This is a genomic window from Dolichospermum flos-aquae CCAP 1403/13F, from assembly GCF_012516395.1.
Taxonomy (GTDB): domain Bacteria; phylum Cyanobacteriota; class Cyanobacteriia; order Cyanobacteriales; family Nostocaceae; genus Dolichospermum; species Dolichospermum lemmermannii.
In genome coordinates, this window is the sequence record NZ_CP051206.1 from 4,849,558 (window position 1) to 4,867,792 (window position 18,235).

Consider the following 18,235-nt stretch of genomic DNA (forward strand, 5'->3'; position numbering starts at 1 on the left):
GAAATATGGATTTTCCTCACGCAGAGTCGCAGTGAACCAGCGCTGTAGAAGGGTTTCCCTCCGTAGGCGACTGGTGAACCCTAAGGGAGACGGGGAGAGGAAAATTGAGTTTTTACCTAATAAAAGTTAGGGGGTTTTATGTCGAAGTTAAATCACCAGATTTCCCTGTTAGAACTTATCCAAATTTTATCGGCATATCGTCAAAATATCATTTTGAATTTACATAAGTTAAAGGAAGATTACTACCGAACTGGTATTAAACGGGTGAGGGGGGTGAGAGATATTAATGGTGATTTGATTACTCCTTGGTTACAAACTGAGGATGTTTATGCTGGTGATTTTGTGCAAATGGGTGTATTTGCTATAAATCGCAATACGGCTACTATTAATATGTTGATAAGGCGGAAGGTTAAGCTGGTAAAATCTGAAGATAATACCCATATCATTGAAGTTGCGGGTTTGCTGGCTCATGATTTGGATAATTTTAATAATTATACCATTGTCAAAGATGGAAAAGTTCATGTTTCTGCCTTAAATATCAAAATCAGCAACAAGAAAGTATTTGATTTATTGCAAGCTAAAGGTGTAATTATTGCTGACAAGTTTGATTTCAATTCTGAATATATAATTCAGTTAGATACTTTACCATTAGTTCCTGTTAATATCAAGTTTGCTAGTATTGATGGGTTATTTACTCAATTAGCAGAAATTAAAGTTGTTATGAGTATTTTGTCTGCTTATTTACGCCATCAATCAGATGTATTTGTGAGTAATCAGGTAGAGGAATTAAAACAACATTATTTGTCAAAAAATCTCTATCTGAATTTTCCTAAAACTCAGGAATATCCAGATACAATTGATTCTCATATCAGTTATAAAATTGAGTTTGGTAATCAGGATATTCTCAATTTGAGTAAATTATATGCTGCTAATCAATTTTTAGCGCGAAGATATGAGGTTTATGACAAAGAAACTGGGGAGATTTTCCCTAAACCAACTTTAGAAATGGGTTTAAATCAAAATATTGCTTTTCGACAAAAAGCCCTTTCTGCAAGAATGAAACTGACTAAAGTTGATGATTTGATGAAACCCATTTTTGACGACTTTCTGGGAATTAATATCAATGGTAAAGTAGGGGAAATTCTCAATAAAGTTGGTGATCATCGTTTAGCGTTGCTATTATATGCTCAACACGCTGGTAAATCTGTCAATGGAGAAGATTTGATTACAGCTATGACGACAGCTTACCAAAAATTAGCAGCTTATGTTGAGCAAACTTACCAAGAAAATATTTCCCCTATGGTATTTTACATTGGTGTGACAGGACTTTTACCAAATAAAATATCAGCTAAAGCCATGACTGCTGATGAATTAGCTGCTAAATATCCCCATTTGCAATTTTCTAAACATGAACAAGCAGGAACATTTTTTGAAGTTGGAAATACCATTATTAGCGTTTACCCGCAAACCGAATATTACAGTAAAAATTCATTAGCAGTTAGTTAGTTAGTTAATTAATTTTTTAGGGGTTTAGTAATACTAAACTCCAATATTTTTGGCGGTTGATATGGTAAAATATCAATACAGCAGATTTCGCTTTAATGAGATACAAACTTGAATTATGAAACTCTTGTAGTGCGGGCATACTATGGCTAACGCCACGCTGCGCTATCGACAAGCTCAGTACAAGTCTTGCCCGCTACATAAGTACCTCATAACACCAGAAATTGCTGTATAAGATACTATGAATTACTTCCCCAATTCCTCAATATTTTTCATCGCTTGTTGATATAAATCCTTATTTCCTTCCTTATCAAAAATCGCTGCTGCCCGTTGTAAATCTTTTAATGCTCCCCGTTTATCACCAATTGCAGCATAGGCGTTACCGCGATTATTGAAAGCAGCACCGAAGTTAGGATTAATGCGAACTGCTTCATTATAATCCGATATTGCTTTTTGTGGTTCTCCTCTTGATGCGTAAGCATTACCACGATTATTATAAGCTACAGCATATTCTTTATTGATCCGAATTGCTTGAGTGTAGTCCTCTAACGCCGCATTCTTATCACCTTGGTTTGCACGGGCGTTACCTCGATTATTGTAAACTTCGGCAGATTTAGGCGTAATACTAATTGCTTGATTATAATCCGCAATCGCTCTTCTGTAATCTCCTATAGATACAAAAGCATTAGCACGATTATTGTACGCTTCCGCATCCTGAGGATTTAGACCCAATGCCTGATTATAATCCGCGATCGCTCCCTCTTTATTACCAGTATCAAAATAAACCAAACCCCTACCTTTAAATGCTGGTGCATATTGAGGATTCAGACTAATTGATTTACTATAGGCAGCAATAGCCGCTTGGTAATTACCTTTAAGATGTTGAGTTTGTCCCTGAACATAAAATTCCCCAGCTTTAGAGGTTCTCCCTATCTGTGGATTTGGGGAACTTGCTCCTCTTTCTGTCACCAAAACATCTTGATTATTACTACAAGAAACGCAAATAATCCCGCTGAAAATAGTAACCATCGCTATAGTGAATGCTCTGTTTACTTCTCTGTGTTTGTGTCTCAATAACTGCCATTTCATAATTTACTATAAATCGCCATTATACCTGGAGTAAATCATTCACTAAATTGCTTACTTACTTAGGAAATACTCTCGCTTTTTGATTAATATTCAATTCAAATGATAAAATTCCCTGAAGTTATCGGAAATAAATAAATTTATCCAGCCAATTACCGCATATTACTAAATACTAAAAACAATCCCTGATAGCTATATTTCTATTATTACTAGACTACCGTTGATAATTCTGTTAATTTTGTTAGCAATTTGAGAAAAATTTCCATACCAGTATCAGGAAATAGACTCAAAACTAGTTCACAGAGTTTCTCAGTATTCCTCACCTTCTTGATTTTTAGGCGTTATTTTCCAATAAGTATTTATATCAACATTTACAGTCAATTTTTCCAAATTTACCCCCAAATTTTTGCGAATATCTTCGGTTAGAGTAATTGTAAAATCTAAATCAACACCTTGATTTTCTACCAAATCTACCAATTCCTGAAACTGAGTCTTGATAGTTTTTCGCTCATAACTTGTAAGTTTACAAGATGATGTTTCAGAAATATTCTGGACTAACATCGCTTGTTTTACCCGTTCTTGTAAATGCTCAAATTCTGATTTGAGTATTTTTTGTTGCTGTTCAATTTCTATATATCTAGCAGTCAATAAACTTAGATCTTCCCTAATTGGATCTATCTTTAAGTTTACCTCTAATTCTAATAATCGTAAATGTACTTGAGCTAAATAAATACAATCAAGATAAGCATATTCTATTTGTTCTTCAGTTAATGGTCTTTTTCCCCAATCGCTCGTTTGCTCTTGTTTATTAATATCATGAAAATTACAAAGTTTAGTAGCTAGGGTTTTCAATTGATAATTAGGTAATGGTAGTAAATAGACGGGAATCTTCTTCGCCATTTCTAAGGTACAAGTAATATTTTTAGCTTTTTTAGCTCCCAAATATTTCACGTCATAACCAGCATTATGAAAAACTTTTTCAATAGCATCATTAACCATAATCCTCTCCACAAAATCAGCAATTACATCTGATTTATCGAGAACATCTAATAAATAAACACTATTACCAGTCATATCTTCAGGATTAGCTAACACCTGAATCAGTGATAATCTTGGATTACGAGTTTTATAATCAGCAACTTCTGTATCTATCCACAAAGTTTTAGCTGTGGTATATTCAGTAATTAAGGAACGAATTTCCCTCGCAGCAGTAAGATAAGGCATTGGTAAATGTCAGGAAGTGTAAATTAGTTATCGCTTCCCAAAGTAACATTTTATGACTAATCATGCTGGCAAGTGCTACATGATCATTATTTTTATAGAAAATTTTCCATTAAAAAAAGCTCAGGTATTAATTCCTGAACTTCTATTCAACCTAATTATCCTAGATGCGGATATTTGTTAAGCTTTGGTCTATGGATATTAGTAACGGTTTCCACCGCCGCCACCGCCATAGCCGCCGCTACGGCCACCACCGCCGCTACGGTTTCCACCACCAAAAGAACTACGTTCTTCTCTAGGTTTAGCTTTGTTCACTTTTAAATCACGTCCCATCCATTCAGCACCATCAAGGGCTTCAATGGCTTTTTCTTCTTCTGCATCTGATTCCATTTCCACGAAACCGAAACCGCGAACTTTACCAGTTTCCCGGTCGGTAGGTAGCTGAACACGTTTTACCTTGCCATACTCCTTAAAAATTTCGCTCAAACCGTCTTGGGTAACTTCATAAGAGAGGTTGCCTACATAAATTGACATAGATTTTCTCCAAAATCATAAGAGTGTAGAGATTTAGATTTCGGAGAAAAGTCTGTAAATACCAAAGGGAAAAAGCCTATCAATACTAAAAACAAACGTGGTCCACCGAATTACTTCTCACCTCCCATTATGGCATAGAAAATAGATATCTAGGCAGTAAATTCAAAAAGTTTATAAAATATTTTTTTTATACCTTAATTAGCAATGGCAGCATCAGCTTTTTATGGCATTCTCTCGTTATACTTAGTTGAAGGATTTTTAGGGGTTAATTCGGGGGTTTCAGCCTATTTTCTGATAAAATTATCAAGACTGAATCTAAAGGCTCAATTTTAGGTTTCTTTGTTCATGTTGCACTTTAAACATTCCTCAATTATTAACGCACCAATAGAAGTAGTTTGGAAATTCCACGAAAGACCAGACATACTCCAAATACTCACCCCACCTTGGCAACCTGTACAAATAGTCAGACGGGAAGGAGGACTATCAGCAGGTGCAATTACAGAATTTCGGCTTTTTTTGGGTATTTTACCCTTAACTTGGTTAGCGCGGCACACAGACTATGAAGAATATCGTCTGTTCACCGATGAACAGATATCTGGACCTTTTGAGTCCTGGGTACATCGTCATGAGTTTACAGAAGAAAATGGCAAAACTAAATTAACCGATAATATTACTTATTCTATGCCTGGCGGTGATGGAATAGAATTTATCAGTGGTTGGTTAGTGCAAACACAGCTAGAAGCAATGTTTCGCTATCGGCATTATGTGACTAAACGCGAATGTGAAAAATGAATAAAAAAAACGCCCCCCATGATTGGAGAGCGTTTTTTATGTAACTAAACTTATTAACCGTTGATTGCAGGAGCGCTTAAAGCAACAGGAGCAACGTCAGCAGCAGCCAAGTCTAGAGGGAAGTTGTGAGCGTTACGCTCGTGCATTACTTCCATTCCTAAGTTAGCGCGGTTGATTACGTCAGCCCATGTAGCGATGACACGACCTTGAGAATCCATGACAGATTGGTTGAAGTTGAAACCGTTCAAGTTGAAAGCCATTGTGCTAACACCCAAAGCTGTGAACCAGATACCAATTACAGGCCAAGCAGCTAGTAAGAAGTGTAGTTGACGGCTGTTGTTGAAGGAAGCGTATTGGAAAATCAAGCGACCGAAGTAACCGTGAGCAGCAACGATGTTATAGGTTTCTTCTTCTTGACCGAATTTATAACCGTAGTTTTGTGATTCGTTTTCGGTTGTTTCTTTAACCAAGGAAGAAGTCACAAGTGAACCGTGCATTGCAGAGAACAAAGAACCACCGAAGACACCAGCTACACCTAACATATGGAAGGGGTGCATCAAGATGTTGTGTTCTGCTTGGAACACGATCATGAAGTTGAATGTTCCAGAGATACCTAAAGGCATACCGTCTGAGAATGAACCTTGACCGATTGGGTAGATCAAGAATACTGCGGTAGCAGCAGCTACAGGTGCGGAGAATGCTAGGCAAATCCAAGGACGCATTCCTAAGCGGTAAGAAAGTTCCCATTCACGACCGAGGTAGCAGAATACGCCGATCAAGAAGTGGAATACTACTAACTGGTAAGGACCGCCGTTATACAACCACTCATCTAAAGAAGCAGATTCCCAAATAGGGTAGAAGTGTAAACCGATAGCGTTGGAGGAAGGAACTACTGCACCGGAGATGATGTTGTTTCCGTAGAGTAGAGAACCTGCAACTGGTTCGCGGATACCGTCAATGTCCACGGGAGGAGCAGCGATAAATGCAATTACAAAGCAAGTAATTGCAGCGAGGAGGGTAGGGATCATTAATACTCCGAACCAACCGATATATAAACGGTTGTCAGTGCTGGTGATCCATTCGCAGAAGCGATTCCATACGTTAGCACTTTCGCGCTGTTGTAAGGTAGTTGTCATGTGTTTATAATTGCGTTTGAGTTATGTATGTTTTGGTAGGTGTTTCTACCTCATGAATTTATATTAAGCGATATGTTTCGATTTGTAAAGGGGTTTTCGGAATATTTTTTAATAAATCTAGAAAATTGGGTTATAGAAAAGGTTATATTGTAGACAGGCTGGGGGTTTCAGGCATTAATTATTTTTGTGATAATTTCTGATTTTCTGGGAACGCAACTCCCTACTTCATTCATGAACCCCTGCATTTTTGGGCGCAGACCCTGCTCCCTACTATATATGTCTCTATCTAGTCAAAATATTGTTACCTATAGCCCTGCTTATACTATTGTTCCCACTTATGAGTGCTTTAACCGCTGTTCTTATTGCAATTTCCGCACTGAACCGGGTAAAAGTCCTTGGTTGACTCTTGGGGAAGCTAAAGAGATTTTTTTACAACTTAAAAAACAAAATGTCTGTGAAATCCTGATCTTGAGCGGTGAAGTCCATCCCCATTCAGCCCGACGGGAAGCTTGGTTTGAGCGAATTTATGATTTGTGTGCCTTAGCAATAGACATGGGATTTTTACCCCATACCAATGTTGGTCCACTGAGTTGGGTAGAAATGCAAAAACTGAAAACGGTGAATGTGTCCATGGGGTTAATGTTGGAGCAGTTGACACCAAAACTATTAAGTACAGTCCATCGTCATGCACCAAGTAAATTGCCCCAAGTGCGATCGCAACAATTACAATGGGCAGGAGAGCTAAAAATCCCCTTCACCACAGGGTTACTTTTAGGAATAGGGGAAACTGAGGCTGATTGGTGGGAGACTTTAGCGGCTATTTCTGAATCTTATGCACATTACCATCATATTCAAGAGGTAATTCTCCAACCCCACAGCCCCGGAACGGTGCAAACCTTTGACGCACCACCATTTAACCCTCATCAATTACCAGAAATTATCGCCAAAGTGCGGGAAATTTTACCAGCAGACATTACAATCCAGATTCCCCCGAATTTAGTTAAAGATGAAAATTGGTTACTTGCTTGTATAGCCGCTGGAGCGAGGGATTTAGGGGGAATAGGTCCCAAGGATGAAGTTAATCCTGATTATCCCCATTTACAGGAACAGGAACTCAGAAACATCTTAAAATCTGGGGGCTGGGAGTTAGTACCACGTTTACCACTGTATCCCCAGTTTGATGATTGGTTGGGTGCAGGTTTACGACAAAATGTAGAAGAATGGCGAGAAAGATTTAAGCTCTAGACACTGAGCTTTACGCTTACCGGGTAATCCTGTAGCATTAAATATGCTAATTAATTTAATATATTCACACTGTAAACCAATATGGCTACTAACACATCCTCTAACACATCCTCTAACACATCCTTCTTGCTCCAGTTAATAGGTATAATCTGTATATTGTTCTTCTCTGTAGACTGTCTATTTTTATTATTCCCTTTCCAATTTACAGATAAACTCTGGCAAGTTAACTTGTGCAGAAGTCTTGTAGATCAGGGTATTATACCATTGCTTGGTCTGGGAGCAATTCTAATTGCATACTGGGTTAATAAATCTAGTGGATCTAGTGAAAGTAGTCGTTCCTCGTCTTCTGGTCTAAAATTGCCAATTTTTATCCTCTCTAGTTTGTTAGGACTGATATTTTTGTTGATTTTTCCCCTACATCTGAGTAACGTCAATCAAGTAAAGGCAGAGGGGTTAGCACGGATTGAGAAAGAAGCGGAACAGTCAGAAAACCAAGTGAAAAATCAATTAGCACAACTCCAAAATCAACTTGGTAATGATCAGGTAAAAGCATCTCTAGAGAAACAACGCGCTGCATTAAAAGAGCAACTCAGAACCCAGCTAAATGAACTGGTTAAGGATGACGAAAAGTATAATCAGGCACTTAGCAATAGTCAATTACCTGAGGCACAGAAGGATCTACTCAAGCAGTATAAAACAAATCTTAACTCTCTTGATAATTTTATCGCCCAGCAAACAGACCCTCAAAAACTAGCAACCCAAAGACTTAACCAAATTCAGACTCAAACACAACAACAGTTGCAGAAAACCGAGGAAGATGCCTGGAAGGAATTGCGAACTGGTATTAATAGTTTATTATTGTCAATTGGTTATATCGTCATCGGCTGGAGGGGATTAAGAGGTATGGGTATTTCCAAAAGTAGTTCTAGAGGGTTAGTAGCTCGTTAGTAATTTGCTAACAAATAATAATGTAACCCTAGTTAGTATCCTATGTACACGCTGTTTGGTAGAATGTCTAGGTTGTTTAATCTCATGATCTTCATCTTTGAGTCAGTCAATAGATACTATTAAACTCGATACCTTAGCCCAAGAACTAGCAACCATCCAGCAAACAGGTTCCAAGCGGATTGCCTTGCTAGGTTCTCGTCATGTGCCAATTACCCATCAGAACCTCATTGAAATGATGACTTATGCCCTGATTCTATCGGGCAACCGCATCATTACTTCTGGTGCTACAGGCACAAACTCTGCGGCCATCCGGGGCGCAACCAAGGCTGATCCCAACTTACTCACGGTCATTTTACCCCAAAGTTTGGAACGTCAACCCCAAGAATCGCGCCAGCAATTAGAACAGGTTATGCACTTAGTGGAAAACCCCAGTAATGATAACTTGTCCCTAGCTGAAGCGAGTTACCTATGTAACAAAGAAATCGTCTCTCGCTGTCAACAACTAATCTGCTTTGCATTTCACGATAGTCGCACTTTGCTACAAACTTGTAGTGATGCCGAAGACCAGCGAAAAGTGGTAACACTCTTCTACTTTGATTAGCGTGAACGGCAGTTTTTGCAAAGCTAATGATAGAGATGGAAAATCATTGGGTAAAGGGTAATGATTTCACTAAATTACCCCTTATCCATTGACAAAAATGATCAATACCTGACCAAGTACCCTATTAAATTAGTTGAATGTCTTTATCTCTATTACCAGTACCTGCTATTTTTTTATCCTCTATTGTCGTTGCGGCTATTCTCATTTATCTACCCTATTTATTAGTAGCTTTTGCTAGAGTGCAAGTAGGATATGATTTGTCTGCACCTCGCGCCATGTTTGACAAGTTGCCTCCCTATGCCCAACGGGCAACATGGGCCCATGAAAACTCCTTTGAAGCGTTTATGGTTTTTGCCGCAGCCGCACTAATGGCTTATGTCACTGGAGTGAATTCTCCCCAGGGAGTGAATGCAGCGATCGCTTTTCTGATTGCCCGTTTGCTATACTCTATTTTCTATATTGCAAATATACCTTTGTTAAGATCGCTCATGTTTGGTATTGCTTCTTTTAGTTCGGGAACTCTGTTTTTCCTCAGTCTCATGCAAGTTAAATAATTAAGCTGAGGGAATAAGGATTTTTAATTTTGCCTCTTCTCTCTTACCAATTACCAATTACCAATTTTATTTATGGCTGCTTCTTTTTCCTTTGATATCGTCAGCGACTTTGATAGACAAGAATTAGTCAATACTATTGATCAAGTCATCAGAGACGTTAAAAGCCGTTACGATCTTAAAGATACTAAAACCACAATCGAATTAAGCGAAGAAAAAATTACCGTTGGTACTGACAGCGACTTTACCTTAGAATCAGTCCATACCATCCTGCGGGAAAAAGCCGCCAAGCGGAATCTTTCTCAAAAAATCTTTGAATTTGGCAAAGTTGAATCTGCCAGCGGTAGCCGTGTTCGTCAAGAAATTACCCTGAAAAAAGGCATTAGCCAAGAAATTGCTAAACAAATTTCTAAGATAATTCGGGACGAAATTAAAAAGGTGCAAGCCTCAATTCAAGGTGACGCTGTGCGAGTGATAGCTAAATCAAAAGATGACTTACAACTCGTGATTCAACGGCTTAAACAAGAAGATTTCCCCGTCGCTTTGCAATTTACAAATTATCGCTAGAAAATATAATTGACAACTAACAGTTGTCAATTATTAATTGTCAATTACTTCCGTCCCCCAATACTTTTTTGAAATGCCGGACGTTCAGATATAGACTGAATATAATTCACGACTGCTGGGTAAGCACTCAAATCTAATTTGAGCATAATGGGAATTTGACACTCCCCGGTCTAAAGACACGGGGATTCTTGGTTCAACGAGACCACTTAAACTAGACTCCTTGCGTTATCTAGCTCAGAGGTGGGACTCTCCCCAAGCGTTAACTTTCGGTCTGCCCGACCGTAGTTGCATTATTGCAAGTCCTGTTTAACTTGAAACGAGAAAGTTTCAAAATTCTGATTCGTCTAGTCCCTATAAATCTTTTACCTACTGCTAGAAGGAAACTAGAACAATGCAGTAGAACCACATAGATTTAATTGTCAAGGTACAGATTACCGTTAGGCAGTTAGGTTTTTATACAGGTTGATTACCTTTCCTGTTACAAGTAGTATAGCACAGGTCGCTGGGGGATAAATCCCCTCTTGTAGCTTTCATCCCCGGCTTAAAAGACATTAACACCTAAAAATCCTAAAAATTTTTAGGTGACAATTCTAGCCGCATTTAGTACCCGTTTGCGCTCTATCGAATAATTTAAGATGTGGGAATTTGTTTACAGATAGCTTCTAATGCGGCTGTAGGAATGGGTTCTATCACTTCAATTTGCTCCACTTCCCCATCTTCTTTATATAAGCAAGTAGATAAACAAAGCATAATATATTCATCAGTATTGAAAGCGGTAGCATCAGCATAAGCAATTATTGTTGTCATGAGAAATGTCTCTTCTAGAATTGGTAAATAGGGGTTGGTTAGTTGTTAGTTGTCCGTTGTCATTGGTAAAACTCTTATTGCCTATTGCCTATTACCTCTTCCCTCTTCCCTCTTCCCCTGATCATTAAAATTTACACTTCAATTCTTCAGAATTTTACTGATTCGGGAATTGAACTTGGGTATGAAGTATACATTATTAGATTTATGGCTCATCTGTTGTTGGATGTAAAATCCACGTCCTTCAATCATCCTAGAGTCATCAGGACACAAAAACTGTAACTTTATTTGACAAACCAAGTAAACCAAATAGGCAAAGTATGAATAAGCACTCTTTTTTAAATTCTGGTATTCAAAACAATCAAGTATGTCTTTCTGATCAAAACAATCCTTGTCATCAATGTGCGCCGTTACAGGATGGTAATGAATCAATGTTGGAAGAACGTTATTTACGCTCTTGTGCTTTGAAGTTAGCACAACAAGGGGATTATACTAAAGCGATCGCACTGTTAAGTCACCTGATTGACCATCATCCCGAAAATGCGGTCGATTACAATAACCGAGGGCTGATTTATTTTCAAAGTGGTGATAGCCAAAAAGCTATCTCTGATTATAACAAAGCCTTAGATTTAAATTCTAAATTAGCTAGTGCCTACAATAATCGGGCTAATTATTACGCTGCTTGTGGTGAATTAACAGCCGCATTGGCTGATTATGAACAAGCATTAGATCTAAATCCCCATCATGTTCGGGCTTGGATTAATCGCAGTATTACTTTACGCGACTTGGGAGACTATGCAGAAGCTATTGAAAACTTAGAAATTGCCATGCTGTTTGGTCAACTCAAAGGCAACATTTGGGCGGAACAGGGACGGACTTATCATCTCTGGGGTGATTGGAATTGTGCAATCGCGAATTATCGTCGCGCATTGGCAGAACTACCATCTTTAAATCATCAAGATGTTTCCGGTTATCGCTTACGGTTACAAATCGAAAATTGGTTAAACGAGTTGCTCTTTTTTGAAGACTAATTTAGTAGATGGCTTAATTCAGATTTTTAGCATTCAATTGGTAAAACTGACTCAAAAATTTGAGTTTCATGACTAAATATAAAGTTGTATCATTTGGTAGTCACCCTAATAACCGTGATGATTAATATATTTTCTGCACTTTTATGGTGCTGAGTTAGATTGTTCCGTTCCAGTCTGCTCTTGATTCATCAATATAACTGGACGCTGATTAGGGTCAAAGCGAAATGATTTTTGTTGCATAATACTTTTAGCTTCCCCAGGATCAAAGTTGCGGCTAAATTCTGTCTGTAAGTTTTGCACACGCCCTTCCATAACTTTTACTTCGGTACGAACTGTTCGCAACTTATCCTGTTGTGACCAATGATAAGGTAATAATTGTACTAAAGCAGATACTGCTGCTGCACTAATAACTATATTAACTGCTACTTTGGCTGTAGTTTCCAGTGCCATTATTTGATAAGCACGTTGGCGTAAATGTCGTTTAGGTCTGGGTACAGTTCGGCGTTGTTCTACGGGCTGTAGAGGAGGTTTAGATGGTTGAAACGCATTCATGGTGCTAACAAAAAACTCGCTGATTTACGGTAATTACCGTCAAAAGCAAACAGGTGCTAATTGCGGCTTAATTTAGCTGCCATATTACTCCATTTTCTGGAAATTTATACAAGTATGAAGATGAATAAAATATTACCTAGTAAAGTAGGGGCGATTCCTAAAATTCCCATAGTTTAGAACTACAAGTATTTGAAATCTACTCCTACTTATGGATTAAGCACCTGTAACAGCGTTACACTGGTGTTATTTGTATAGTTCTGTAGCTAAACGCCAAGCTAGAATTCCTGGAATTAGTGCTACAGCTAACGCAATGTAAACTTGGGTATCTGAGATAGGCATGATAGAAATCCTCCTAAGTTGAACTTGATTTTCAAGACTCCGTTTACTACTTTTCCCTGTTTTGCCAAAATAAGGAAACATCTTGTTACAAGATGCAACAAAAACTGGGGATTTGTCAGTTGTTCATTGTCCGTTGTCATTGGGAAGAAATATTCCCCTACTTCCCCTACTTCCCCTACCTCCCCTACCTCCCCTACTTCCCCTACCTCCCCTACTTCCCCTACCTCCCCTACTTCCCCTACTTCCCCTACCTCCCCTACTTCCCTTAATTTATGACTTTATCGCTTGGTATTGACTTTGGTACTTCTGGCGCACGGGGTGTGGTAATTGATGAAGAAGGTCGGATTCTGTCCGAAATGCGCCATTGTTGGCAGGTTGGGACTGTTGATTGGCTGAAATGTTGGCAACAGGCTTTATGGAGTCTATTAGGGCAAATTCCGGGGGTGTTAAGGGGGGAAATCGGAGCGATCGCTATTAATGGGACTTCTTCCACTATTTTACTGACTGATGGGGCTGGAAAGCCTGTGGACGCGCCACTATTGTACAATGATGCTCGGGGTGCAGTGGTTTTAGAACGATTGAGCAGGATTGCGCCAGCAAATCACACTGTATTAAGTGCTACATCTAGTCTAGCGAAACTCCTCTGGATGCAAGAATTACCTGATTTTGCAAAAGCCAGATATTTATTGCATCAAGCCGATTGGCTGGGATTTCTCTTGCATGGAAAGTTAGGTATTAGCGATTACCACAACGCCTTAAAATTGGGTTATGACGTGGAAAAATTGCAATATCCAGCATGGTTGGAACAGCTAGAAATTCCCCTCCAGTTACCGCAAGTCTTAGCGCCGGGTACAGCCATTGGTGAATTACTTCCCCAGATTGCGGCCGATTTTGGCTTTAAAGGCGATTGTTTAGTGGTTGCTGGCACAACAGATAGTATTGCGGCTTTTCTAGCCAGTGGAGCTAAATTTCCGGGGGAGGCGGTAACTTCTCTCGGTTCAACTTTGGTACTAAAACTTTTAAGTCGGCATAGAATTGAAGATGCGCGATATGGAATTTATAGCCATCGTTTAGGAGATTTGTGGTTGACTGGAGGTGCATCCAATACGGGTGGTGCTATTTTGAAGCATTTTTTCAGCGATGTTGAGTTGGTGAGGTTAAGTGCGGAAATTGATCCAACTCAAGCCAGTGTGTTAGATTATCATCCATTATTGAAACCAGGCGATCGCTTTCCCATTAATGATCCCCAATTATTACCCAGACTAGAACCACGTCCAGATCAACCTCAAGAATTTCTACATGGTTTATTAGAAAGTATGGCTAGAATAGAAACTAGAGGATATGAACTATTACAAAATCTAGGTGCAGATCCTTTAACTCATATTTATACAGCAGGTGGTGGTGCTGCTAATTCTACTTGGACGGCTATTCGTCAACGTTATTTAAAAGTACCTATTGTTTCATCAAAGAATACAGAGGCAGCTTATGGAACGGCACTTTTGGCAATGGGGAATAAATTAATAGAAAAACGAACCACAGAGGACACAGAGGACGCGGAGGAATGAGGAGGGAAAGAATTATTTATAAGTTGTAAAGTTAAGTTTAATTCAGTATTCAATTGTTAATTTATATGGTTATGAATCTAATCACTAAGCTAGTTTCCCAAATGTATAACAATTTCAAGTTTCCGCAAATCTTGGTCTTTGGTTTGATTATTACCAGCTTGTTTGCCTGTGGTTTAGATGTCACTGAAAATAGTACATCTGCAAATGCTAAAAATCCCGAACAGTCACAATTAAACCAAAATACTTTACCTAAATCTATTTCTCAAGCAGTGCTAAGGGATGCTTCTAGAGTTTCTGGGATAAAAAGTTCTGATTTGCAAATTACTCAAGTTACATCTACCAATTTTAGTAATCCCTGTGCTTTCAAATTTGGGGAAGTTTGCACAAGGGAATATAATCCTATTCCCGGTTGGATTGTAATTGTCCAAGTGCAAAAACAATCTTGGACTTATCATGTGAATAAATCTGGTTCACAAATTCTGTTAGATCCGAAAATTAGCAGTAATCAATTACCGAAAAAAATTGCTAATGCGGTTTTGAGTAATGCTTCTAAACGTTCTGGTTTAGCAGTAAATTCTTTGAAAATTACCCAGTCAATTCAGAAAACTTTTAGTAATTCCTGCGTTTTTAATTTTGGTGAAGTCTGCACCCAGAATTTTGCTCCCATTAAAGGTTGGGAAGTAATTGTCAAAGTTAAAAGCCAGTTTTGGACTTATCATGTAGATATAACTGGTACACGCCTAGTTTTAGATCCTCAGGGTATGGATTAACCCGTCGAGAACTTGCAGAGTAATATCAACAGGTAACCGTTCAAAGGGGTAATTGGTGACTTAAATACCGTGAAATAGAATGTGTGAAGTAGTTATAGCTATGAAAATCACTATTTGTTAGAAGCAATTGCAAATGGATTTTATCAGGATGAAAAACTAGAACAATTACCCGCAGGTTTACAAGGATATTATGAGAGTCATTGGCGAATTATGGGCATGACCAACAAACCCTTACCCAAGGATAAAATTAAAATTATTTATGCAATTTGTTTTGCTAAAACTGCCATATCTGATGATTTAATTGCTAAACATTCTAAACAAAGTAATCTGAAAGTACAGGAAGTTATTCGAGATTGGACACAGTTTTTACAAATACAAAAACAGGAAAATAATCAACCATATCTTTATCGCTTTTATCATGAAAGTTTCCGAGATTTCTTGCAAAAACAGGATATTGTGAAAGCTGCGGGGGTGACTTTATCAGAAGTTAAAAAAGAAATCTCCGACAATATCAGTGAGGGATTATATGACTAAATTTATTGATTGGTTTAATCAATTATCTGAAGAAGGTAAAAAATATTACTTGGGTTGCTTGCCTGAAACATTATTAGATGGTAAAGACTATACAAAACTGTATAAATTATTATCTGACTATGAATTTATCACTACAAAAATCAATCATCCTTTATTTGGAATACAAGCACTAATTGAAGATTATGATTTATTAGATAATTCCAAAGTTAGGTATAATTCAGAATATGCGGAAACTGTCAAAGCATTAAAATTAATTCAAGGCACTTTATCCAGATCAGCACACATAATATTTCAAGACTCAAAACAACTCAAGGGACAGCTATCAGCACGACTAACACATTTTGATTTACCAGAAATTAAAAATTTATTAGCACAAATAGCCACAGATAAAAATATAGGTTTATATAGTTTAATGGGTAGTCTCATACCTCCTGGTGGTGGTGGATTAATTCGCACCCTTGAAGGTCATAGTTACTCGGTAGAAGCGATCGCAGTCACACCCGATGGAAAAACTGTGATTTCTGGTTCTGATGACAAGACTATCAAAATCTGGGATTTGAGAACAGGAACAGAAAAGTTTACCCTGACTGGTCATAGTGACTGGGTAAATGCGATCGCAGTAACTCCCGATGGAAAAACTGTGATTTCCGGTTCAGTAGACAAGACTATCAAAATCTGGGATTTGGTCACAGGAACAGAAAAGTTTACTGTTAAAGGTCATAGTGACTTTGTAAATGCGATCGCAGTAACTCCCGATGGAAAAACTGTGATTTCCGGTTCAGTAGACAAGACTATCAAAATCTGGGATTTGGTCACAGGAACAGAAAAGTTTACTCTTAAAGGTCATAGTTACTCGGTAAAAGTGATCGTATTCACACCCGATGGAAAAACCGTGATTTCTGCTTCAACAGACAACACTATCAAAATCTGGGATGTGGAAACAGGAACAGAAAAGTTCACTCTTAAAGGTCATAGTTCCTGGGTAAGTGCGATCGCACTCGCACCCGATGGAAAAACTCTGATTTCTGCTTCAAGAGACAACACAATCGAAATCTGGGATTTAGCAACCAGAAAGGAAATAGCAACTTCCACCGGAGAAAGTCCCATAAATTGCTGTACAGTTGCTCCCGATGGGGTGACAATTGTTGCAGGAGAAGAATCAGGAAGGTTAAATTTATTGTTAGAGAATTTATCTAGCACCCCTCCCCAACCCTCCCCGCAGTTGCGATGGATATATTGCGGGTTTTAACTGCTGAAGAAACTCCAGCAATGTCAACGGTAGCTATTAGTAAAATTATCAAAGCTGATGTTTTTGATGTGGCGGAAATTATGGAAACTTGGTTAGAATTTCTGCAAGAAATACAAACAAATAAGGGAACTAAATATCAATTATATCATCACAGTTTCCGGTTATATCTTCATGATTACAGCACTTTGCGTAACATTTAAATACAATAATTAAAGGAATAATTTGCAAAATCAAGATGAAACCTGTCTCAGTCGCGCAAAGTGCTGTATATCATTTTAGTTTTCCTGGTTTATTAATTGAAAGTTACTAAACCTGACATTCTGGATTTTTTTGATAATCAGGAGTAGCATCAGGATAAAAGGTACGAACACCACCTTTTTTAGCAACAAAAACATTAACAAATGTTTTGTTGTCATCAGTTACAGTCAGCAAACAAGCTTTAGATGTAGTTTCTGAATTGGGGTTATTTTTGTATGCTTTCGCTGCAATTGTTAAAATCTCTTCTGCATTGAGGGTGTAACCATATCCTTTTAGTGGATCATTCACAGTGCTTCCACCAACTTTCATTCTCACACCAAAGGAATAAACAGCACCTGGTTTAACTTCAGATGTACTCACAGACTTGGGTAAAATTCCAGCAATACGTTTATTTTGTAAATCCAAATAACGTCCAGCAAAATGTAAACCACCAATTTTATTTTTTTCTGGTTCACCACAAAAAACATGATCAAATCCTTTAGCATTAAACCAAAGATTAGTTAGATCTTCCAGAAATTCTTGATTAGAAGTTCTTTTGGGAAAAATATAACCCCCAAGATTATTTTTAATATTGCTGAAAACATCGGGAAAACTGTTAAACATGGTTTTAAAACTAGCGGGTTTAACTACTGTTCCCACTTCTCCACACAGTTGATTAACTGCTTTATCAAACTTATTCAACACAGGAGGGGGAGGAGTTAAATCTTGTACACCACCAAATTTAACCTTGACAGGATTCTTTGTATTGTCAAAGAAAGGTAAAAATTCCTCTGCACTCACTAAACTGGGACTAAATAGAGTGGTGATGAAAAATAGTTCCGCTGCTAAAATTAAGTACCGAAATTCATGCAAATCTTTACAACTTTGAACATTGATGGTTTTAGACAAGAGGTTTAACATCATTGAAATCTCACTAGTATTTGAGTATGATTGTGAATACTTACACATT

At 38.0% G+C, this 18,235-nt stretch carries 22 protein-coding genes and 1 pseudogene; 14 read left to right on the plus strand and 9 right to left on the minus strand.

The features are described 5' to 3' along the window. Positions 1 to 138: 138 nt before the first annotated feature. Entirely contained in the window at positions 139 to 1,506 is a 1,368-nt protein-coding gene (locus tag HGD76_RS23175) for a hypothetical protein (protein ID WP_168697161.1), read from the plus strand. A gap of 243 nt (positions 1,507 to 1,749) precedes the next feature. Here the strand turns inward: HGD76_RS23175 and HGD76_RS23180 are convergent, their stop codons facing one another. The 3 genes from HGD76_RS23180 to rbp all read right to left on the minus strand — a co-directional run bounded on the left by HGD76_RS23180 (position 1,750) and on the right by rbp (position 4,344). Next, positions 1,750 to 2,592 (minus strand): tetratricopeptide repeat protein, encoded by an 843-nt coding sequence (locus HGD76_RS23180; protein WP_168697162.1) that lies wholly within the window; start codon positions 2,590 to 2,592, stop codon positions 1,750 to 1,752. A 306-nt stretch (positions 2,593 to 2,898) separates the two neighbouring features. Further along, positions 2,899 to 3,813 (minus strand): ribonuclease D, encoded by a 915-nt coding sequence (locus HGD76_RS23185; RefSeq protein ID WP_168697163.1) that lies wholly within the window; start codon positions 3,811 to 3,813, stop codon positions 2,899 to 2,901. A gap of 198 nt (positions 3,814 to 4,011) precedes the next feature. Continuing rightward, positions 4,012 to 4,344: an RNA-binding regulator gene (gene rbp, locus HGD76_RS23190; RefSeq protein WP_148764888.1), complete on the minus strand. Its 333-nt coding sequence runs from the start codon at positions 4,342 to 4,344 to the stop codon at positions 4,012 to 4,014. A gap of 345 nt (positions 4,345 to 4,689) precedes the next feature. Here rbp and HGD76_RS23195 point away from each other — a divergent pair, with 345 nt between their 5' ends. After that, positions 4,690 to 5,136, plus strand: coding sequence for an SRPBCC family protein (locus HGD76_RS23195; protein ID WP_015078362.1), 447 nt, complete (start codon positions 4,690 to 4,692; stop codon positions 5,134 to 5,136). Positions 5,137 to 5,189: 53 nt separating this feature from the next. On the opposite strand, the gene psbA is transcribed toward HGD76_RS23195, so the two are convergent. Next, positions 5,190 to 6,272, minus strand: coding sequence for a photosystem II reaction center subunit D1 (gene psbA, locus HGD76_RS23200; RefSeq protein WP_015078361.1), 1,083 nt, complete (start codon positions 6,270 to 6,272; stop codon positions 5,190 to 5,192). Between the two features lie 276 nt (positions 6,273 to 6,548). Between psbA and cofG the strand changes: the two genes are divergently transcribed. The 5 genes from cofG to HGD76_RS23225 all read left to right on the plus strand — a co-directional run bounded on the left by cofG (position 6,549) and on the right by HGD76_RS23225 (position 10,184). Continuing rightward, entirely contained in the window at positions 6,549 to 7,517 is a 969-nt protein-coding gene (cofG, locus tag HGD76_RS23205; RefSeq protein WP_168697164.1) for a 7,8-didemethyl-8-hydroxy-5-deazariboflavin synthase subunit CofG, read from the plus strand. Between the two features lie 81 nt (positions 7,518 to 7,598). Continuing rightward, positions 7,599 to 8,465 (plus strand): hormogonium polysaccharide biosynthesis protein HpsJ, encoded by an 867-nt coding sequence (hpsJ-B, locus tag HGD76_RS23210; RefSeq protein WP_168697165.1) that lies wholly within the window; start codon positions 7,599 to 7,601, stop codon positions 8,463 to 8,465. 97 nt (positions 8,466 to 8,562) lie between these two features. Beyond that, positions 8,563 to 9,066 (plus strand): hypothetical protein, encoded by a 504-nt coding sequence (locus HGD76_RS23215; protein WP_015079960.1) that lies wholly within the window; start codon positions 8,563 to 8,565, stop codon positions 9,064 to 9,066. Positions 9,067 to 9,203: 137 nt separating this feature from the next. Beyond that, on the plus strand, positions 9,204 to 9,620 hold the full coding sequence (locus HGD76_RS23220) for an MAPEG family protein (protein ID WP_015079961.1): 417 nt from the start codon (positions 9,204 to 9,206) through the stop codon (positions 9,618 to 9,620). A gap of 72 nt (positions 9,621 to 9,692) precedes the next feature. After that, positions 9,693 to 10,184, plus strand: coding sequence for a YajQ family cyclic di-GMP-binding protein (locus HGD76_RS23225; RefSeq protein ID WP_148764895.1), 492 nt, complete (start codon positions 9,693 to 9,695; stop codon positions 10,182 to 10,184). Between the two features lie 44 nt (positions 10,185 to 10,228). Here the strand turns inward: HGD76_RS23225 and HGD76_RS23230 are convergent. Together HGD76_RS23230 and HGD76_RS23235 are read right to left on the minus strand one after the other, a co-directional pair. Beyond that, positions 10,229 to 10,339 (minus strand): annotated as a pseudogene (locus HGD76_RS23230) (glutathione S-transferase family protein); the annotation flags it as partial. 475 nt (positions 10,340 to 10,814) lie between these two features. Next, positions 10,815 to 10,991: a hypothetical protein gene (locus tag HGD76_RS23235; protein WP_168697166.1), complete on the minus strand. Its 177-nt coding sequence runs from the start codon at positions 10,989 to 10,991 to the stop codon at positions 10,815 to 10,817. A 317-nt stretch (positions 10,992 to 11,308) separates the two neighbouring features. On the opposite strand from HGD76_RS23235, the gene HGD76_RS23240 reads away from it, so the two are divergent. Further along, positions 11,309 to 12,019, plus strand: a complete 711-nt coding sequence (locus HGD76_RS23240) for a tetratricopeptide repeat protein (RefSeq protein WP_015079963.1) — start codon at positions 11,309 to 11,311, stop codon at positions 12,017 to 12,019. A 141-nt stretch (positions 12,020 to 12,160) separates the two neighbouring features. On the opposite strand, the gene HGD76_RS23245 is transcribed toward HGD76_RS23240, so the two are convergent. Both HGD76_RS23245 and psaM read right to left on the minus strand, forming a co-directional pair. Continuing rightward, positions 12,161 to 12,571 carry a slr1601 family putative cell division protein gene (locus HGD76_RS23245; protein ID WP_015079964.1) on the minus strand — a complete coding sequence of 137 codons (411 nt, stop codon included), beginning with the start codon at positions 12,569 to 12,571 and terminating at the stop codon, positions 12,161 to 12,163. A 243-nt stretch (positions 12,572 to 12,814) separates the two neighbouring features. Continuing rightward, on the minus strand, positions 12,815 to 12,910 hold the full coding sequence (gene psaM / locus HGD76_RS23250; RefSeq protein WP_006196319.1) for a photosystem I reaction center subunit XII: 96 nt from the start codon (positions 12,908 to 12,910) through the stop codon (positions 12,815 to 12,817). An 82-nt stretch (positions 12,911 to 12,992) separates the two neighbouring features. Between psaM and HGD76_RS23255 the strand changes: the two genes are divergently transcribed. The 6 genes from HGD76_RS23255 (at position 12,993) to HGD76_RS23280 (ending at position 17,228) form a co-directional block, all read left to right on the plus strand. Beyond that, positions 12,993 to 13,205: a hypothetical protein gene (locus HGD76_RS23255; protein ID WP_168697167.1), complete on the plus strand. Its 213-nt coding sequence runs from the start codon at positions 12,993 to 12,995 to the stop codon at positions 13,203 to 13,205. Further along, a complete protein-coding gene (locus HGD76_RS23260; protein ID WP_168697168.1) occupies positions 13,183 to 14,475 on the plus strand; it encodes an FGGY-family carbohydrate kinase in 1,293 nt (430 codons plus the stop codon). Before HGD76_RS23255 ends, HGD76_RS23260 begins: the two co-directional genes overlap by 23 nt. Before the next feature lie 71 nt (positions 14,476 to 14,546). Then, positions 14,547 to 15,245, plus strand: coding sequence for a DUF8738 domain-containing protein (locus HGD76_RS23265; RefSeq protein ID WP_442873224.1), 699 nt, complete (start codon positions 14,547 to 14,549; stop codon positions 15,243 to 15,245). A gap of 114 nt (positions 15,246 to 15,359) precedes the next feature. Further along, entirely contained in the window at positions 15,360 to 15,779 is a 420-nt protein-coding gene (locus tag HGD76_RS23270; protein WP_168697170.1) for a hypothetical protein, read from the plus strand. Continuing rightward, a complete protein-coding gene (locus HGD76_RS23275; RefSeq protein ID WP_168697171.1) occupies positions 15,772 to 17,028 on the plus strand; it encodes a WD40 repeat domain-containing protein in 1,257 nt (418 codons plus the stop codon). Before HGD76_RS23270 ends, HGD76_RS23275 begins: the two co-directional genes overlap by 8 nt. Next, on the plus strand, positions 17,007 to 17,228 hold the full coding sequence (locus HGD76_RS23280) for a hypothetical protein (RefSeq protein ID WP_210967678.1): 222 nt from the start codon (positions 17,007 to 17,009) through the stop codon (positions 17,226 to 17,228). The genes HGD76_RS23275 and HGD76_RS23280 overlap by 22 nt, the downstream gene beginning before the upstream one ends. 106 nt (positions 17,229 to 17,334) lie before the next feature. Here the strand turns inward: HGD76_RS23280 and HGD76_RS23285 are convergent, their stop codons facing one another. Then, positions 17,335 to 18,189 (minus strand): EndoU domain-containing protein, encoded by an 855-nt coding sequence (locus HGD76_RS23285; RefSeq protein ID WP_233466969.1) that lies wholly within the window; start codon positions 18,187 to 18,189, stop codon positions 17,335 to 17,337. Positions 18,190 to 18,235: the final 46 nt, after the last annotated feature.

Bases quoted from the DNA above. Each gene is read 5' to 3' on its own strand.
- hpsJ-B (WP_168697165.1), top strand. From the start codon at position 7,599: ATGGCTACTAACACATCCTCTAACACATCCTCTAACACATCCTTCTTG.
- HGD76_RS23180 (WP_168697162.1), bottom strand. From the start codon at position 2,592: ATGAAATGGCAGTTATTGAGACACAAACACAGAGAAGTAAACAGAGCA.
- HGD76_RS23280 (WP_210967678.1), top strand. From the start codon at position 17,007: ATGGATATATTGCGGGTTTTAACTGCTGAAGAAACTCCAGCAATGTCA.
- rbp (WP_148764888.1), bottom strand. From the start codon at position 4,344: ATGTCAATTTATGTAGGCAACCTCTCTTATGAAGTTACCCAAGACGGT.
- HGD76_RS23245 (WP_015079964.1), bottom strand. From the start codon at position 12,571: ATGAATGCGTTTCAACCATCTAAACCTCCTCTACAGCCCGTAGAACAA.
- HGD76_RS23265 (WP_442873224.1), top strand. From the start codon at position 14,547: ATGAATCTAATCACTAAGCTAGTTTCCCAAATGTATAACAATTTCAAG.
- HGD76_RS23275 (WP_168697171.1), top strand. From the start codon at position 15,772: ATGACTAAATTTATTGATTGGTTTAATCAATTATCTGAAGAAGGTAAA.
- psbA (WP_015078361.1), bottom strand. From the start codon at position 6,272: ATGACAACTACCTTACAACAGCGCGAAAGTGCTAACGTATGGAATCGC.
- HGD76_RS23220 (WP_015079961.1), top strand. From the start codon at position 9,204: ATGTCTTTATCTCTATTACCAGTACCTGCTATTTTTTTATCCTCTATT.
- HGD76_RS23195 (WP_015078362.1), top strand. From the start codon at position 4,690: ATGTTGCACTTTAAACATTCCTCAATTATTAACGCACCAATAGAAGTA.
- HGD76_RS23285 (WP_233466969.1), bottom strand. From the start codon at position 18,189: ATGATGTTAAACCTCTTGTCTAAAACCATCAATGTTCAAAGTTGTAAA.
- HGD76_RS23260 (WP_168697168.1), top strand. From the start codon at position 13,183: ATGACTTTATCGCTTGGTATTGACTTTGGTACTTCTGGCGCACGGGGT.
- HGD76_RS23240 (WP_015079963.1), top strand. From the start codon at position 11,309: ATGAATAAGCACTCTTTTTTAAATTCTGGTATTCAAAACAATCAAGTA.
- HGD76_RS23225 (WP_148764895.1), top strand. From the start codon at position 9,693: ATGGCTGCTTCTTTTTCCTTTGATATCGTCAGCGACTTTGATAGACAA.
- cofG (WP_168697164.1), top strand. From the start codon at position 6,549: ATGTCTCTATCTAGTCAAAATATTGTTACCTATAGCCCTGCTTATACT.
- HGD76_RS23185 (WP_168697163.1), bottom strand. From the start codon at position 3,813: ATGCCTTATCTTACTGCTGCGAGGGAAATTCGTTCCTTAATTACTGAA.
- psaM (WP_006196319.1), bottom strand. From the start codon at position 12,910: ATGCCTATCTCAGATACCCAAGTTTACATTGCGTTAGCTGTAGCACTA.
- HGD76_RS23235 (WP_168697166.1), bottom strand. From the start codon at position 10,991: ATGACAACAATAATTGCTTATGCTGATGCTACCGCTTTCAATACTGAT.
- HGD76_RS23175 (WP_168697161.1), top strand. From the start codon at position 139: ATGTCGAAGTTAAATCACCAGATTTCCCTGTTAGAACTTATCCAAATT.